Source organism: Paraburkholderia phenoliruptrix (assembly GCF_047325075.1).
GTDB classification, from domain to species: domain Bacteria; phylum Pseudomonadota; class Gammaproteobacteria; order Burkholderiales; family Burkholderiaceae; genus Paraburkholderia; species Paraburkholderia phenoliruptrix.
Genome location: NZ_CP168531.1, coordinates 3,735,629 through 3,751,889 on the forward strand (window position 1 = coordinate 3,735,629; position 16,261 = coordinate 3,751,889).

Sequence of the window (16,261 nt, forward strand, 5' to 3'; positions counted from 1 at the left end):
ATCAGTGCGTCGTTCATATATCTGTTCCCAGTACGGTTGGTGTTTGGGAAATGGAAACAAAAGTCTCGGCATCCAGCTTCTCAAGCACATCGTAGATGTTGTCGATCTTGCCGCCCAGAATCGAATAGAGCCCATGCGATGCGGGGTCTTGTTCGAACAATATCGGACGGCCGTCGTCTCCTTCGTTCTTTACGAGAACCGTTTTGACCTCGAAGAGCGATTCGATGTAGCGCGCATCGCACACCGCGGGGAAATAGCGCCCGACGTCCCGCACCATCCGGTCCACGCGGCTCTCGCGTTCGTATTCCCCGAGGCGCTCATAGGGATCTGCGCCTGGCGCGTCCATCCAGCTTGAATGCGGCGTGTAGCGCACATGCGAAAGCGTATGAAGCCCGCGCGCGGGAAACGGCATCATCGAAAAGAATGGGCCGTCCATGACGGTCACGCCGAAGTCGCGCAACTCTGGCACGGTTTCGACCAGCGCCATCTCCGTGATCTCGTGCTTCAGTTGGGTCTGCGTGCCGCGAAAGTCGCCCGCGAATTGATTCAGACCACTGTAGGTGCAGTTAAATACATATTTTGCATGCAAGGTCGAACGACTCTCGTCGTCGCACTGGAGCGCAAAACCTTCGCCTCGCCGATGAATACTTTCGACGCGCGTGCCGAGCCTCACGTCGACACCAAACTCGGCCAGTTCCTGCCGCGCCCATTCAGCAAGTTTCGTCGAGTCGAAAGCATACTCCTCGACGAGAAAGACCTGCTCGATCAGCCGCGGTTCGAATAACTCGCGCACCGGCTGCGGCGCCGGCTCGAGACTGGCGCCGATTTCACGGCAAAAGCGTTCAAATTGCTTCGCCGTCACCTTCGAATTGCGTCTGGCGATCGCGTATACCTTGGTGAAGTCACGCTTCACCACCTCAGGAAAGTCGCGGACGAAACGCGGCAGATTTACACGGCTGCGAAAGGCGGTCGTGAAACTGCGCGGATAGTGGTAGCCGTTGTGAACGCGCGCCTGATTATTGTAGGACGCGCGCGCGAGCAACTTGGGCTCGCGCTCGATCAGCGTCACCGTTTTCAGGCCTCGCTGCTTCATCAGGTAGATGGCGATCGCCGTTCCGTAGAAGCCACCGCCTATCACTACGGCATCTTGCATGAGCCAATCCTCCCGTTCGCTTAGGAGGAGTGCATAGAGTCGTTGACCTGCTCGCCCCGCGGCCCTGGCATCCTGACGTCTTCGATATTCAGCTTCTGGCGGCGTGTCATGACGCTGCTCGTGAACTCCTGCGCCACATGGTAGAGAGGACCTTCGTTGCTGAGCCGCGCCATCTGCAGGATGTACTCGCCCAGCACCAGCAACACCAGCGAAATCAGGAAAAACATGCCGGATTGCTGCAGCGACAGGGTCACCCAACCCGGCGCCACGTCGGCCTTCAGCAGCCCGATTGCAATCACGTAAATGGAGTAGATCAGGTTCGACACTGCGCCGAAGAGCGACAACGCGGTGACAAGCCGCATTGGCGCCTTCGTCGTCGACACGAGCAGACGAATGCCGCGATCAATGCTGTGCGATAGACGTTTCGTCTGTGGTGCCTTGGGCGGCGCGCTGTAGCTGAGATTTGCCCGCGCGAAACCGCCGGTCGCCGGCAGATAGCGGTACGTCAGCGCGGGCATGGGATGCTGCAGCATGAAATTGATGACGCGCTTGCTAAGCAACCGGTACTGAGGCGCATCTTTTGCCAGATGCACGCCGTTGGACCATTTGTACAACGCGTTAAACGCACCAAGGCAAGTTTTGTAGGCCCAGCTTTGTGTCGGCTTCTGCAGGTTCGACGCAAACACGACATCGGCGCCACTCGCCGCTTTGTCGAGCATGGTGGGCAAAAAGCCGATGTCGTCCATCAACGGATCCACCACGGCGACAAAATCGCCGAGCGCGTTTTCGAGGCCTACCCAAGACGCGGTGTCCGAATCGACTTCCTTTGTCAGCGCATACACCTGCAAATTCGGCAAGCCCTGCTCTCCCGCCAGCCGTTTGAGCACGGCGACACTATCGTCATCGGACGCGTTGTCCACCACGATGAGCTCATAATCGCTGACGAGATCGGCCATGACAACCGCGGCATCTTTCAGGATAGCTTCGAGATCCCGAGCCTGATTACGAACGACAAATACAACGGACAAGAACACCGGGAAAAACACCACCTGCCCCCTTGGGAAAGACCTGGCCTGCCCGAAACCACTCTGTGATACCCGGTGCGCCGCACCTCGATATCCAGATGGCAAGGTCCGACCAGTGATTGCCCTGCGTCTGGCGACTCGTCACGGGTCGCCTTTGCTCAGGAACAGCTTCGATGCCAGAAACTCGGTTTCGTCCAGCCATCTATCGAGTCAACGCCCTCACGGGTGCTGCGACTCCTTTCTGAAACCTTGCCAGGTCACGGAAAATGCGCCAACTATGCCGTTACAAGCTATTTCTGGCAAGTTGTTTCATTTGCACGATAAGTTCGCAGCCGCGAAGGGCACCAGGTCCTAGCCCAACACCTCCTCGTAAAGGCCGCGATACGCATTGCCCAAAGCTGGCCCCGAAAACAAGCGCTCGTAGCGTTCACGCGCCGCCGCCCCCATTTTCCGCGCAAGCGCCTCGTCTCTCGCCAGCTCATTGACCGCGGCCGCAAACTGCACCGGCGCCTCGGGCGGCACGACAAATCCCGTCACGCCGTGCTCATTCACATACGACGTGCCCGAGCCCATTTCGCAGCAGACCATCGGCTTGCCGAACATTTCCGCCTCGACCAGCACCATGCCGAATGCCTCCGAGCGCAAATGCGACGGCATCGCCAATGCTCGGCAGCCACTCAGCAAGGCAACTTTCTCTTCGTGCGACACCTGCCCGGCAAACACCACGTTGTTTGCGCCGACTTCGCGCGCAAGCGCGGTAAGCCGCTCCATCTCCGGTCCCGACCCAGCAATGACAATCTTCGATGCGATCGACGGCGCCGCTTCGATCAACGTATGCAGTCCCTTGTAGTACCGCAGAACCCCGAGCGCGAGCACGTAAGGTTCGTCGCCGAGTTGCAGACGGTCCAGACAGCGAGGCGAGAAACGGCCGAGCACGGGATCATCGCGGTAATCGATGATCCCGAGCGGGATAGCCTTGAGGCGCCGTTTATCCACGACGCTCGTCAGAACCGGGCTGCTTTGCGCATAGACGGCCGACGTCGCCACCACCGCCGACATGGAGCGCAAGGTCGAGCGCATCAGCGGTCCGTATACGTAACCCAGCGCACGCTGGCGCACCACGTCCGAGTGATACGTCATCACGGCGGGCTTTTTCACCCGCCCGAGCAGATGCAGCACGTCGGCGAACGGCCACGGAAAGTGGAAATGGAGGATATCGGCCGATTCCGCCTGTGCCCTGTATTGTCGTAGCGACTCCAGCCCACCCAGGTCGCAGGAAGCCGGTGCCGCCCACGAGCGCGAACGCGTCACAATGCCCTCGGGAAACCGCACCTGGCGGGGCACTGGATTCGGCGACAGCGTGAAGATTCCAGGCTCCACGCCGCATGCACGCGTCGACAGGCTAATCTGACGGATAGCCTCCTGAAGACCGCCCGGGGGGTCGGGAAAATACGTGCGGTAGATATGCAGGACTTTCATGCGGTCATTACTCACGCGGCAGCGTCCAGCGAAGCGGGCCGGCCGTCGCCCGGCGCACGGCCCTGGAACGTGATCGCGAGCATTTTGTCCAGCCTGCGTTCCCACGTGTTCTCGCCGACCGCCGCGACCGCCTCCGAGGCGGTGAGCTTGCCGCGCGCCAACTGTTTTTCGATGGCGGCAATGAATGCATCGGCGTCGCCGCCCACTTCCAGACCGGCGCGCGGCTCCTTCGCGAAGTCGAGCGGGGTGGACACGACAGGCAGGCCCGCGGCGAGATATTCGTAGAACTTCATCGGAAACATCGAGCGGGTGTACTCGTTGAGCAAGGTCGGCAGCACGCCGACGCGCATGCCGCGCAAATACTGCGGGAGCGACTGATAGTTGCGATAGCCGAGCAGGTGCACATTTGGCAGGCGCGAGAGTTGCGCGAGCAATTCGCTACGCTGCCCTTCCCGCTCCTCGCCGATGATCACCCACTGCCACTGCGGACGCGCCTGCGCAGTCTGCATCAGGAGCGGAAAGTCGACCTTGAAGTCGGACAGCACACCATGATAGACGAGCCGCGGCTCGGGAATGGCGGCCAGTTCGGCAGGCACCGGACCATCGGCGCGGGCCTCGCCGAAATGCGCATCGTCGACCACATTGCCGAAAAAATGCGTGTTTCGGTTAAACGGCAGGCACACTTCCTTTAACGACATCGCCGTCGTGAACACCGCCTCGCATTGACCGAGCAGCGCCTGCTGCGCGCTGCGAAACGCGTTCACGTCGACGCCGGGAATCGCCGCAATGTCGTCAACGCAGTGGTAGACGAGTGGTCCGCGCGGCAACGTCGAGATCGAGTCGAGCATGTACGGGTGATATGTCCACACGACCGGCTCTTTGAACGTGTGTGCTTTCGCGAAGCGCGCAACCGAAAAGCGCAGCAGCGCCTGGTTCAGCGAGCGCACGAACGGCAGGTGATGCCCTGCCGGCACCATCAACGGCGAGAGGACCCAGACGTTTGCAGCGCGCCGCGGCGGCCCGAGCACGAGCGACTGCACGCCTCGCCACAAGCGCCGCCACAGTCGCGCCCAGTCGCGGCCGCTGCCCACCTTCGGCGAACGGAAGCCGACGCTCTCCACATACAGGATCCGCCAGCCGCGCGCAGCCAGAATGCTCGCCGTATGTTGTTTGTTCGTCCAGTATGGTTCGTCCCAGTCCGCGGTCGAAAAGAGCACGCAGTCGTGCGCGGCCAACATTGCATCCTTGCCGTCAACCAATGAACACCTCGACCGGTCGCCCAAGCAGGCTTTCCACGATACGGCGCGAAGCCAGCCCGTCACCATACGGATTCGCGCGATGGCGAAGCGCCTCGCGGCGCGCAGGATAGTCGAGCCAGTTCGCCACCGCGCTTTCAATGTTCTCCGGCGCCTGGCCGGCCAGCGTCGCAAAGCCGGCGTCGACGCCTTCGCGGCGTTCGGTGTGATTGCGCATCACGACGACCGGTACACCGAAGGTCGGCGCTTCTTCCTGAATGCCGCCAGAATCGCTGACCACAACCGCGCTTCGGCTGATCAGATACAGGCTTGTCGGATAGTCGACCGGTTCGATCAGCGCAAGGTTCGCAATACCGTCCAGCTCGCGATGCACGGGACCGCGCACGGCGGGATTCAGGTGCACGGGAAACACCCAGCGGTAATTGCTATAGCGCTGGCAAAGATCGCGCAGCACGCGGCAGATGTCCTGCAGAACATCGCCAAAGTTTTCACGCCTGTGGCATGTGACGAGAATGTGCTCGTCCTCGGGACCATGCCATTCGGGTAGCGGAGCACTTGGCGGCGTCCTGGTCCAGCTTTGCCGGACCTCCGCAATCGCGTCCACAACGGTGTTGCCTGTGACCACGATTTTTTCCGCTGCAATGCCCTCGGCGACGAGATGCCGGCGTGCCAGTTCAGTCGGCGCAAAATGCAGCGTCGCAATGCGGCCGATCAAGCTACGATTCGCCTCCTCAGGGAAGGGGCTCGTCAGGTCGCCGGTGCGCAGGCCGGCTTCAACGTGACCAACGGCAATCCCGCGATGAAACGCTGCGAGGGCCGCGCAAAAAGCCGTGGTCGTGTCGCCTTGCACAATGACCCAGTCAGGCCGCACTTCGTCGAGGGCGCGGTCCAGCGCCCCAAGGAGGCGCGAGGACAGCGCATTGAGGGATTGTCCGGCGCTCATCGTGTCGAGCGTGAGGTCGGGTTCGATGCCGAAGAAAGCGAGCGCCTGGGCGGCCATGTCCTTGTGCTGGCCGCTCGCGCAAACCACCGTCTCGAATTCCGCCCGCAATGCGCGAACGACCGGCGCAAGCTTGATCACCTCGGGCCGCGTGCCCATCACCACCATGACTTTCATTGCAGTGGCTTCCCCGGTTTGACCGGCAGGCGCGCGCCGCGGAATTCGACGCCGAGCTTCAAGGGCGTCGAGGCCCGCGCTGGTGCCGCTTCGCTATCGCCCGGCGTCAAGACGCAAAACCCGCCGTTGTCGCCAGCAATCTGCGCAAGCGACCTGAACTTGAGAAAATCGAGCGCCGCTTCTTCATGCAAAAAGAGCGGCTTTTGTGCCTTGCTTCTGATGTATGCGATGAACTTCTCATGAGCGTCGACACGCTGTGCCTCGTCCGTCCAGCCATAGGTATAGCGTTCGGAAAACGGATGGTCGAGATACCCGAACAATGTATTGGTCGCATAGGCATAGTCGAAAGCCTGCTTGAAGACGGCGAGCGAATCGCCGTCGTTCAACATGCAGTCGCCATGCAGCATGCACTGCTGGCTATGCGCGACGAAACCCGCAGGCATGCCCGCCAGGACGCCGCCACGAGCCGTCAGAAACTCGGGGTCGTTGCAGATGATTCCGCCGATGCAACCTTCGTAACCCGCATCCGCGAGACCGCGCATTGCGTACGGCGGCGACTGATGAAACGGCGAGACGGCATAGCGCACAGGCACGCCCGTGGCCGCCTCGAGCAAGGCCGCCGACTGCATGCCTTCCGCCACCGCGTTGTCATACGTGCCGCCCCAGTTCGGCGCGTGCGTCGCCGTGTGAGAAAGCACTGCGGCCTGTGTCCTGTCCGCCAGAAGCTCGCGCAGAATGCCGTGCTGCTCCGGCCGGTTCAGGTTTTGCGTATGGACGGCGAGCGTGAACGGCACGCTCAGACGTTGATATGCCTGCCAGAGCGGACGTGCGGATTCAACACCTTCATCGCAGTCAAGGCGCGAAGTAATCGCCGCGTCGTAGCCGCAAGGCAGTTCGCTCAGCACCGGCTGACAGGGCAGCAGGTCCTGCGCCCGATAGCCCGAAAGAAAGTTCTCGACCAGGCGCCATTCGAACGAATCACAGGGACCAACCGGCCGGTTAAACCACAACACGCTCGACGCGTCTGCATCCGACAGCGCAGCGTATGAAAACTGCCGCTCACGGCCCACGCAGACCGCTGCAATCTCAGCCTCGGCAGGCACCTGCACCGGCTTGCCGACCGCCCAGATCGAGCCGTCGCCACGGATCGCGCCGAAACCCAGATTGTTCCACTCGTCGGCGAAATCGAAACGCTCGAACGGACGATGCCACGTGCTGCCGCCGATCGTGTGCGCCAGTGCACCGTAGCGCACAGCCGCCGCGCTCTCGCGCGTTTCGCCCGACGGTGCGGGTTCGCTGCAGCTTGTAGCGGCAAGATCGGCGTTGAAATCTGCTCGTTGATAGCCGAGATAATCGGCGAGCGCGATCGGCACATTGCCGAACACCAGGAGCTTGCGAGGACGGGCGCGCAACCACGCGATCAGGTCGGCGCTCCAACCGTCGGGGGTGTCCACGGCCACCACAATGTCAGGCGCCATCTCGCGCAACATGCTGCGCGAAATGGGCTGCACCTGGCTTGCACTGACCGAACGCTGCACGGCTGCCAGCGCCAAGCGGCCGGCCACAGCGGACGCGTTGGACGAAAGAACGCCGATCATGCCGTCACCACATGACGGAATTTAGCGCGGCTGCCGACGCGCACGAAATCGTCATGCCCAACATAGGCGATCGTGAACGCGTCCTGCCAGAAATGCCGCAGTTTGGCGGTCGTTTCTTCTGCATTCGCGTGGGGTTCCAGCACGATTCGCAACGTAGGCGGCGAAGTACGGAGATCGATCTGAAACTCTTGAATGCCGCCAACGCGATGATCCAGCATGTCCTGAATATGGTGCGTAGGATGCGCGACACCGTTGATCGGCACGACGTCATGAATGCGGCCCACCACATCAGTCAGAAAAAATCCCTTCTCCGTTTCCTGCACGCGCGCATTGTCGCCCGTCGCATAGCGGATGAGCGGCATGAGCTTGTTGCGAAAGCCCGTGAACACAAGTTCGTGCGTACCGTCCGGATTGCCCTCGGAGACCCGGCTTTCCGGCCATCCTTCGGATTCGAGAATCTGGAAGCCGCCCTCGTGACCGTCCAGTTCATAGGCCATGACGCCAAGTTCGGCGAGGCCGTAACGGTCGATCACGCGACAGCGCAGCGCCGACGCGATCATTTCGCGCGCATGTGGCTCAAGCAATTCTCCGCTCGACTCGAACACCTGAAATGCCTTGCCGCCGCCATATTTGCGCTGCACATAGCAGGCGAGCGCGTACATCGTGGAAGGATGCGAATGCGCGAGGTACGGCTTGCGCCGCTTCAATGTGCGCCACATTTCCTCCAGACCCTGATCGTCGATGCGGTCGAAGAAGATATTGCTGCGGTTCATCGCAAAGCATTTGAAATCTTCGCGCGACGGCCATTCGGGAATCGCCTGGTCGGGGAATCGGCAGGCAAAGTGAAGCTCCGACCGATGGCGCAGTTTGCCGATGCGCTCGCGACAGTAATTCGTCACCGCTGAGGAATAATCGGCTCCCTCCTGATCGTAGTAGATCGTGGTCGACAAACCGGTCGAGCCGCCGGTCTTGCACGCGTGATGCCTGCCCGCCTCGAGCGGCCCGGATAGAAGCCGGGGGCCCTGTTCGCGGATGATGTCCTTTGTCAGATACGGAAGCTCTTCGAGATAGCGCGGATCCTGCTTGACCCTCGCCGGGTCGAACTGCTTTGCCTTGAACAGGTCGTGGTAATACGGCACATTGGCGCCAGCGAATTCGAGCATGCCCACAAGGCGTTCCAAGGCGATACGCCGGCGATGCGGCATGGGAAGCCTGTAATGCTCGCGCAGTTCCTGCATCTTCGGGCGCACGCTGCGCTTTTCGCGACTCTCGGCAATCGGATAGGCGATGTACCCGCCCGCAAAACCCTTTAGCGTGCGAAACGGCTGACGTACGAAGAGGGATTCGGAATAACGCAGGAATGGATGGTTAGCTCGCATGATTTCGAACCTTGTTGCGCCTCTCTTGCGCCTGACTACTGCCGCCGGATGCGCCGCGAGAGTTTCGCTGGCGCTGAGCGGCATGAATTAGATTGAGCGCGATGCTCTGCCCGAAATGGGGACGCGCGGACGTTGAGCCCCTCGCGCGCTCCGCGTTCTCTGACTCGTGGTATGCGACGCAGCGGCGGAGAACCCTCGACGACCCGCTACAGCCGCAAAGCCGGTTCTTGGCCAAGCGTCAATGCGGCAACTGCGCGGTGTGGCTGACGAGCGGCCCCTCGCTCTCGACCGGCGGAGCCACGGGTTCATCCGCGATCATCCGGCCGTGCTCCATCGAAATCTTGCGATTGCACACGCGTGCCACGAGCGACGGATCGTGTGACGCGACGACCAGCACCGACGCCTTGCCGACAAGACTTTCCAGACGCTCTGCCGCCTTGATGCTGAACTCGGCGTCACCCACGCTCAGCCACTCGTCCATGATGAGGATGTCGGCTTCCACGCTCGTCGAAATAGCGAACGCGAGGCGCAACATCATGCCGCTCGAATACGTGCGCACCGGCAGGTTCAGGTAGTCGCCGAGTTCGCTGAAATCCGCGATCTCGTCAATCTTGCTGCGGATGCGGGCTGGCTTCAGGCCGTCCAGAATGCCGCGCAAATAAATGTTTTCGAAGCCAGTGGCGTCAGGATCCAGACCCATCGAAACATCGAGCAGCGACGCGATCTTGCCGTGCACTTTCAACTCGCCGCGCACCGGCGCGTAGACGCCGGACAGCGTGCGCAAAAGCGTGGTCTTGCCCGAGCCGTTGTGACCGACGAGGCCCACACGATCGCCTTCCGTAAAGCTGAAGGAGAGGTCGTCGATCGCCTTGACGATCGCATGGCGCCCTGCGTCCTGACCGATGCGGCCACCCGTCGTGAGGTTGAGCACCGCTTTTTTTAGCGAGCGATGCGAGTTCTCGTAGATCGGAAATTCGACGGAGATGTTACGAGCGACGATTGAGGAAGAACTCACAATATCAAAGCCAGTAAGGAACGCGATTACGGAAACGCTTCATCAGCAATTGTGCAAATGCAAAGCCGACGATCAACAGGCCGATAGACCAGGCCCACGACTCCCAATGCGTCGGGCGCCCGGTGAGCGGCGCGCGGACGGTTTCAATGAGGTGGTAAAGCGGGTTGTAGTCGGCGACCCAGCCGCGTTCCTTGAGAATTTCCGGCGACCACATGACCGGCGTGAAAAAGAACACGACCTGAATCAGATTGGTGACGATTGGTGGAATGTCCCGAAAGCGGGCGCACAACACGCCCAGTGTGACGCCGAGCCACACGCCATGCAGCAGCAGAATGCCCAGCGCGAACGGCACGAGCAAAAATTCCCAGCCGGGCCAGCGCCCGAAAGCGAACAGCAACACTACAACCACCGGCAGGCTGTGCAACAGGATCACGAAGTTGCGCCAGGCGATCCGACATACATGCACAGTAAGCGGCAATCGGATCTGCTTGATCAGATAAGCAGCGCCAATGAACGCCAGACAGCCTTCATTGGCGACGGAAGCGAGATAGGCCCACACAACGAGACCGACCGCGAGGTACGGGAGGTAGTCAGAGATCTCCTGATGCAAAAGCGTGGAATAGAGTGCACCAAGCACGACCACCATGATGATCGTGCTCAACGTAAACCAGAACGGCCCCAGCACGGAGCGGCGATAGCGCTGACGGATGTCATGCCAGCCGAGTGTGCCCCACACCCGCACGGACTTCATGCCGACGATCAGATCGTCGTTCTGCGTATGCCGCGTCAGATCTTCACTACTGTCGTTGATAAAAGTGATGTCCATCTCAAGTACGTCCGTAAATGTCTTCAAAGCGGACGATATCGTCTTCACCCAGATATTCGCCGCTTTGTACTTCGATCATCACGAGCTCGACGACTCCCGGATTTTCGAGGCGGTGTTTGTGACCCGCCGGAATATAGGTGGACTCGTTGGTCGACACAAAGAATTCCTTCTCCCCGTTGACGACCTTGGCCATGCCGCTCACCACGACCCAGTGTTCGTTGCGGTGGTGATGCATCTGCAAGCTGAGGCTCGCCCCGGGTTTCACTTCGATGCGCTTGATCTTGAAGCGCGGGCCTTCCTCGAGCACGGAGTAAGTGCCCCAAGGCCGGTGCACCGTGCGATGCACCTTGTATGCTTCGTGACCACGCGCCTTCAGTTCCGCGAAGATCTGCTTCACGTCCTGCGCGCGATCTTTGCTTGCGAGCAGCAGCGCGTCCGGCGTGTCGATGACGATCAGATTCTCGACGCCGACTGCGCCGATCAGACGATCGCCCCCGCGCAAGTAGCAGTTCTTCACGTCGAAGAGCAGCGCCTCGCCTTCCACACGGTTGCCGCTCGCGTCTGGCGGCGAAAGATCGCTCAGCGCCGTCCAGGAACCGACGTCGGTCCAGCCGATATCGCAACGCACCACGGCAGCATGCGCACACTTCTCCATCACCGCGTAGTCGAACGAGACGTCGGGCACCGCGCCGAAACAGCCTGGTTCGAGCCGGATTTGCGCGGCGCCGTCCGGGCCTTGCGCCGACGGCGATATCTTCATGCACTCCGCTGCGGCAGCCAGTATCTCGGGGCAGTGCTGCTGCATCTCCTTGAGGATCGTGCGCGCGGTGAAACAAAACATGCCCGAGTTCCACAGGAACTTGCCGGACGCGAGATACTCGCACGCTTTCTCAAGCGACGGTTTTTCGACAAAGCGCACGACCTTCTCGCCATCGGCCTCGATATAGCCATATCCGGTCTCGGGCGTCTGAGGCTGCACGCCAAACGTAACCACCTTGCCGGCCTCAGCAAGCTTTTGCGCTGCCACCACGGCTTTGGCGAATGCTGCCTGATCGGCAATCAAATGGTCGGCGGCCAGCACCAGCATGACCGTTTGATCGCCGTGCGCTTTCGCCGTATGCAGCGCCGCCGTCGCGACAGCAGCTGCCGTGTTACGGCCAAACGGCTCGAGAATGAACGAGGTTGCGTTGCCCTTCTTGTTCACTTCGCGAAAGTCGTCTTCCGTTTTGAAGAACAGCTCTCGATTGGTTACCGTCAGCACTTCCTTCACGCCGGCCAACGCGACGGCGCGCAGAAAAGCTTTCTGCAAAAGGCTCTCGCCATCCGCGAGACGGATGAACGGCTTGGGGTGCGACTCGCGCGAGACCGGCCAAAGTCTTGAACCCGCCCCGCCACACAGAATAATCGGCAACAAACTCACAGGCTCCCCTTCAGTACCGAATTTATGACTTGACCGCTTCTTGGCGCGCATGCGCCGAAGTTTGCGCCACCGCAGTCAGCGGAAACCGACACAATGCACAGGGCAGGCAATGTGAGCGGCATGTCTTGTTGCGGCGTTTCACGCGTTTCGCGCCACGGCATGAAAAAGCGCAGTGCGGTTGCCGTGAGCAGAGCACGCGTCAAGGGACATCAACATTCTACCCTTGCCCCCTTTCAGCATCGTCAGCCCACGCGGCCCGGGCAACACGCCCGCCGGACAACAGGTAGGAGCCTCGCATTCGCGTAAGTTGCGCCGGCTGTCGCGGATAACGTACTTAAACGCGCGCGGCGGGCGACTTTGGGAACCCGTCCGTCAGGCACAACCTCAGTGCTTCGCGCCAATGCGGCGCTGCGAGTCCGAATACCTGAGCGAGCTTTGCGTTCGACATGCGCGAATTGGACGGGCGCTTCGCCGGAGTCGGATACTCCGCTGCGGGGATCGGCAACGCACTGGGTCGATTCGGCAAATCTGCAAGCTCGAAAATAGCGGATGCAAACCCGTGCCAGGACGTGGAGTCGGCGGCGCATAGGTGATAAACGCCGGAGCGCTCCTGCCACCACGAGTTCGCGTCGGGGGCCGCAAACGACTGCGCCGCGATATGCGCAGTGAGTGTCGCAATCGTGTTGCACCAGGTGGGCGCACCGAACTGGTCTGCGACGACCTTCAGCTCAGGTCGATCAGCGCCGAGGCGCAGCATGGTGAGCAAAAAGTTTTTGCCGCGCGTGCCGTAGACCCAGCTGGTGCGCAGCACCAGGTGATCGACGCCAGTGGCCGCGATGGCCCGTTCCCCTGCCAGCTTGGTGCGGCCATACGCGTTCTGCGGATTGGTAGGATCGCTTTCGACATAAGCATCCTGCTTCTCGCCGTCGAACACATAGTCTGTCGAATAGTGGATCAACGCCGCACCCAGCTTCTTTGCTTCTTCGGCGAGCACGCCCGGTGCTTCGCCGTTGATGCGCATGGCAAGCTCGGGTTCCTGTTCCGCCTTCTCGACCGCCGTGTAGGCGGCGGGATTGACGATCAGCGCGGGCTTTACATCGCGAACCACCGCGCGGATCTGATCGAGGTTCGCGAGGTCCAGCGTCGACCGATCCACCGCGACGACGCGCCCGAGCCCTTGCAGGGTGCGCGCGAGTTCATAGCCAACCTGACCGTTGACACCCGTGACGAGAATTGTCCGCTTGCCTTCGTGTGCGCTCATGCCGCGACCCCTTATGCGTAGACTTCGGCGTCACCCAACCGCTTTCCCGTCGCATCCTTCGCCGCCAGCAGCGGCTCGAAATCAATCGGCCACTCGATACCAATCTCCGGATCGTTCCACACAATGCTGCGTTCGTGCTCCGGAAACCAGTAGTCGGTTGTCTTATAAAGGAACTGCGCGGATTCAGACAGCACCACAAAACCATGCGCGAAACCGGGCGGCACCCACAACTGCCGATGATTCTCCACCGACAGCGTCACGCCCACCCACTTCCCAAAATTCGGCGAACTCTTGCGGATATCCACGGCAACGTCGAACACTTCACCCTCAACCACGCGCACGAGTTTCCCCTGCGCATGCTGGATCTGATAGTGCAAACCCCGCAGCACGCCCTTCGCCGAGCGCGAATGATTGTCCTGCACGAACGTCACGCCGGCCTCGACGTGCTCCGCGAATTCCACGGCGTTAAAGCTCTCGTAGAAATAGCCGCGCGCATCGCCGAATACCTTCGGCTCGATGATCTTGACTTCAGGCAGCGCCGTAGCGGTTACTTGGATGGCCATGCAACTTGGTCCGTAAGAATGTTTTGCAGATACTTGCCGTAGGCGTTCTTCGCGAGCGGCGCGGCGAGTTCGAGCAACTGCTCGGCGCCGATCCAGTGCTGGCGGTACGCGATTTCCTCGGGACAGGCAACCACGAGACCCTGGCGCTTCTGCAAGGTCGCGATGAAGGTGGCGGCTTCGATCAGCGAATCATGCGTGCCCGTGTCGAGCCACGCATAGCCGCGTCCCATGATCTCGACATTCAGCGCGGCGTTGGCCAGATACCGCGAATTGACGTCGGTAATTTCCAGCTCGCCGCGCGGCGACGGCTTGATGTCCGCCGCGATGTCGCAGACCTGCTTGTCGTAGAAGTACAGACCCGTGACCGCATAATTCGAACGCGGTTTGGCGGGCTTTTCCTCGATCGACAATGCACGGAACTGCTGGTCGAACTCGACCACGCCGTAGCGCTCCGGATCGTGCACGTGGTAAGCGAACACGGTCGCGCCTTCGGCCTGATTGTTCGCGCGCTCCAGCTGCTTCGCGAGGTCGTGGCCGTAGAAAATGTTGTCGCCGAGAATGAGCGCCGACGGATCATTGCCCACGAACTCACGCCCGATAATGAACGCCTGCGCGAGGCCATCCGGCGAAGGCTGAACCGCGTACTGAATGTTCATGCCCCACTGGCTGCCGTCGCCGAGCATGGCTTCGAAGCGCGGCGTGTCCTGCGGAGTGGAGATAATCAGCACGTCGCGAATGCCCGCCACCATCAGCGTGGAGAGCGGGTAGTAGATCATCGGCTTGTCGTAAACCGGCAGCAGCTGCTTGGAGACGACATGCGTGATCGGATAGAGCCGCGTGCCCGAGCCGCCCGCGAGAATAATGCCTTTGCGCGCCATGGCCGTGCCCTTACGCGCGCTGCGCGTAGTTGGTCTCAACCCACTTCCGATACTCGCCGGAAGCCACTTCGTCAGACCACGCCTGATTATCCAGATACCACTGAACCGTCTTGGCCAGACCCGTCTCGAACGTCTCCGCCGGCTTCCAGCCGAGCTCACGCTCGAGTTTGCGCGCGTCGATTGCATAACGTCGGTCGTGGCCCGGGCGATCCTTCACGTAAGTGATCTGATCGCGGTAGGAACCGCCTGCCTTAGGCTGCAACTTGTCGAGCAGATCGCACAGCGTGTGCACGACTTCGAGGTTCTTCTTCTCGTTCCAGCCGCCCACGTTGTACGTCTCGCCCGGCACGCCGCGCGCGAGCACTTCGCGGATTGCGCTGCAATGGTCGCCCACATACAGCCAGTCACGCACGTTCTGACCGTCGCCGTACACCGGCAGCGGCTTGCCGCCAAGTGCGTTTGAGATCATCAGCGGAATCAGCTTTTCGGGGAACTGGTACGGACCGTAGTTGTTCGAGCAGTTCGTGGTGAGCACCGGCAGGCCGTACGTGTGATGGTATGCGCGCACCAGGTGATCCGAACCCGCCTTGGTTGCCGAGTACGGGCTATTCGGCGCGTACGGCGTGGTTTCGGAGAATTGCGGATCGGTCGCGGAAAGCGAGCCGAAGACTTCGTCGGTCGAGACATGCAGGAAGCGGAACGCGGCCTTCTCGGCTTCGCCGAGCGTATTCCAGTAGGTTCGTGCGGCTTCCAGCAGCGTGAACGTGCCGACCACATTGGTTTGCACGAAATCGGCCGGGCCGTGAATCGAGCGGTCCACGTGGCTTTCAGCGGCGAAGTGCAGCACGGCGCGCGGCTTGTGCTCGGCAAAGAGCGCGTCCATAGCGGCGCGGTCGCAAATGTCCGCGCGCACGAACACATGCTTCGGATTGCCCTGCTGCGACTTGAGCGTGCCGAGATTGCCGGCATAGGTCAGCTTGTCAACATTCAGCACCGCTTCGTCCGACGTGTTCAGCCAGTCGAGCACGAAATTGGCGCCGATAAAGCCGGCACCGCCCGTTACCAGAATCATGAAATTCCCTTCCAGATGTCGGCGGCAGCCCCGGCATTGCTCTGCCGACCCGCTCGCCACGCGTTGTGAAGTCCGATTATTTCGGCGCGCGCGGCTTGCGCACGGCACGCAGACGCTCAGACGCCAATCTTATGAACCTGAGATTATAAAGCCGCACGGAACAAAAACTAGAACCCTAACAACTTGAAACAGCTTGACAATTCCGTTTTCGGGTGCAAT

General features: G+C 60.9%; 14 protein-coding genes. All 14 read right to left on the reverse strand.

What is annotated here, in order from left to right; all coding sequences use genetic code 11:
- Positions 1–13 precede the first annotated feature (13 nt).
- Complete coding sequence (locus ACEN8U_RS28510; protein WP_413658636.1) at positions 14–1,153, reverse strand: NAD(P)/FAD-dependent oxidoreductase; 1,140 nt, start codon at positions 1,151–1,153, stop codon at positions 14–16.
- A gap of 20 nt (positions 1,154–1,173) precedes the next feature.
- Positions 1,174–2,199: a glycosyltransferase gene (locus tag ACEN8U_RS28515; RefSeq protein WP_368580755.1), complete on the reverse strand. Its 1,026-nt coding sequence runs from the start codon at positions 2,197–2,199 to the stop codon at positions 1,174–1,176.
- Positions 2,200–2,529: 330 nt separating this feature from the next.
- A complete protein-coding gene (locus ACEN8U_RS28520) occupies positions 2,530–3,657 on the reverse strand; it encodes a glycosyltransferase (RefSeq protein ID WP_368580756.1) in 1,128 nt (375 codons plus the stop codon).
- Between the two features lie 11 nt (positions 3,658–3,668).
- Positions 3,669–4,916: a glycosyltransferase gene (locus tag ACEN8U_RS28525; RefSeq protein ID WP_413658193.1), complete on the reverse strand. Its 1,248-nt coding sequence runs from the start codon at positions 4,914–4,916 to the stop codon at positions 3,669–3,671.
- Positions 4,909–6,030 (reverse strand): non-hydrolyzing UDP-N-acetylglucosamine 2-epimerase, encoded by a 1,122-nt coding sequence (gene wecB, locus ACEN8U_RS28530; protein WP_368580758.1) that lies wholly within the window; start codon positions 6,028–6,030, stop codon positions 4,909–4,911. Before wecB ends, ACEN8U_RS28525 begins: the two co-directional genes overlap by 8 nt.
- Positions 6,027–7,628, reverse strand: a complete 1,602-nt coding sequence (locus tag ACEN8U_RS28535) for a polysaccharide deacetylase (protein WP_413658195.1) — start codon at positions 7,626–7,628, stop codon at positions 6,027–6,029. Before ACEN8U_RS28535 ends, wecB begins: the two co-directional genes overlap by 4 nt.
- A complete protein-coding gene (locus ACEN8U_RS28540; RefSeq protein WP_413658197.1) occupies positions 7,625–9,007 on the reverse strand; it encodes a phenylacetate--CoA ligase family protein in 1,383 nt (460 codons plus the stop codon). Before ACEN8U_RS28540 ends, ACEN8U_RS28535 begins: the two co-directional genes overlap by 4 nt.
- Before the next feature lie 238 nt (positions 9,008–9,245).
- Complete coding sequence (locus tag ACEN8U_RS28545) at positions 9,246–10,022, reverse strand: ABC transporter ATP-binding protein (RefSeq protein ID WP_413658199.1); 777 nt, start codon at positions 10,020–10,022, stop codon at positions 9,246–9,248.
- A 4-nt stretch (positions 10,023–10,026) separates the two neighbouring features.
- The gene (locus ACEN8U_RS28550; protein ID WP_013587374.1) at positions 10,027–10,848 is read right to left on the reverse strand and encodes an ABC transporter permease; all 822 of its coding nucleotides are present in this window, start codon (positions 10,846–10,848) and stop codon (positions 10,027–10,029) included.
- A gap of 1 nt (position 10,849) precedes the next feature.
- Positions 10,850–12,268 carry a mannose-1-phosphate guanylyltransferase/mannose-6-phosphate isomerase gene (locus ACEN8U_RS28555; protein WP_413658201.1) on the reverse strand — a complete coding sequence of 473 codons (1,419 nt, stop codon included), beginning with the start codon at positions 12,266–12,268 and terminating at the stop codon, positions 10,850–10,852.
- Between the two features lie 334 nt (positions 12,269–12,602).
- On the reverse strand, positions 12,603–13,529 hold the full coding sequence (gene rfbD / locus ACEN8U_RS28560; protein ID WP_413658203.1) for a dTDP-4-dehydrorhamnose reductase: 927 nt from the start codon (positions 13,527–13,529) through the stop codon (positions 12,603–12,605).
- An 11-nt stretch (positions 13,530–13,540) separates the two neighbouring features.
- Positions 13,541–14,092, reverse strand: a complete 552-nt coding sequence (rfbC, locus tag ACEN8U_RS28565; protein ID WP_413658205.1) for a dTDP-4-dehydrorhamnose 3,5-epimerase — start codon at positions 14,090–14,092, stop codon at positions 13,541–13,543.
- Positions 14,077–14,970 carry a glucose-1-phosphate thymidylyltransferase RfbA gene (gene rfbA, locus ACEN8U_RS28570; RefSeq protein ID WP_013587370.1) on the reverse strand — a complete coding sequence of 298 codons (894 nt, stop codon included), beginning with the start codon at positions 14,968–14,970 and terminating at the stop codon, positions 14,077–14,079. Before rfbA ends, rfbC begins: the two co-directional genes overlap by 16 nt.
- 10 nt (positions 14,971–14,980) lie before the next feature.
- Entirely contained in the window at positions 14,981–16,042 is a 1,062-nt protein-coding gene (rfbB, locus tag ACEN8U_RS28575) for a dTDP-glucose 4,6-dehydratase (protein ID WP_413658208.1), read from the reverse strand.
- Between the last annotated feature and the right edge of the window lie 219 nt (positions 16,043–16,261).

Bases quoted from the DNA above. Each gene is read 5' to 3' on its own strand.
- ACEN8U_RS28540 (WP_413658197.1), bottom strand. From the start codon at position 9,007: ATGCGAGCTAACCATCCATTCCTGCGTTATTCCGAATCCCTCTTCGTA.
- ACEN8U_RS28520 (WP_368580756.1), bottom strand. From the start codon at position 3,657: ATGAAAGTCCTGCATATCTACCGCACGTATTTTCCCGACCCCCCGGGC.
- wecB (WP_368580758.1), bottom strand. From the start codon at position 6,030: ATGAAAGTCATGGTGGTGATGGGCACGCGGCCCGAGGTGATCAAGCTT.
- rfbD (WP_413658203.1), bottom strand. From the start codon at position 13,529: ATGAGCGCACACGAAGGCAAGCGGACAATTCTCGTCACGGGTGTCAAC.
- ACEN8U_RS28550 (WP_013587374.1), bottom strand. From the start codon at position 10,848: ATGGACATCACTTTTATCAACGACAGTAGTGAAGATCTGACGCGGCAT.
- ACEN8U_RS28510 (WP_413658636.1), bottom strand. From the start codon at position 1,153: ATGCAAGATGCCGTAGTGATAGGCGGTGGCTTCTACGGAACGGCGATC.
- rfbA (WP_013587370.1), bottom strand. From the start codon at position 14,970: ATGGCGCGCAAAGGCATTATTCTCGCGGGCGGCTCGGGCACGCGGCTC.
- ACEN8U_RS28535 (WP_413658195.1), bottom strand. From the start codon at position 7,628: ATGATCGGCGTTCTTTCGTCCAACGCGTCCGCTGTGGCCGGCCGCTTG.
- rfbC (WP_413658205.1), bottom strand. From the start codon at position 14,092: ATGGCCATCCAAGTAACCGCTACGGCGCTGCCTGAAGTCAAGATCATC.
- rfbB (WP_413658208.1), bottom strand. From the start codon at position 16,042: ATGATTCTGGTAACGGGCGGTGCCGGCTTTATCGGCGCCAATTTCGTG.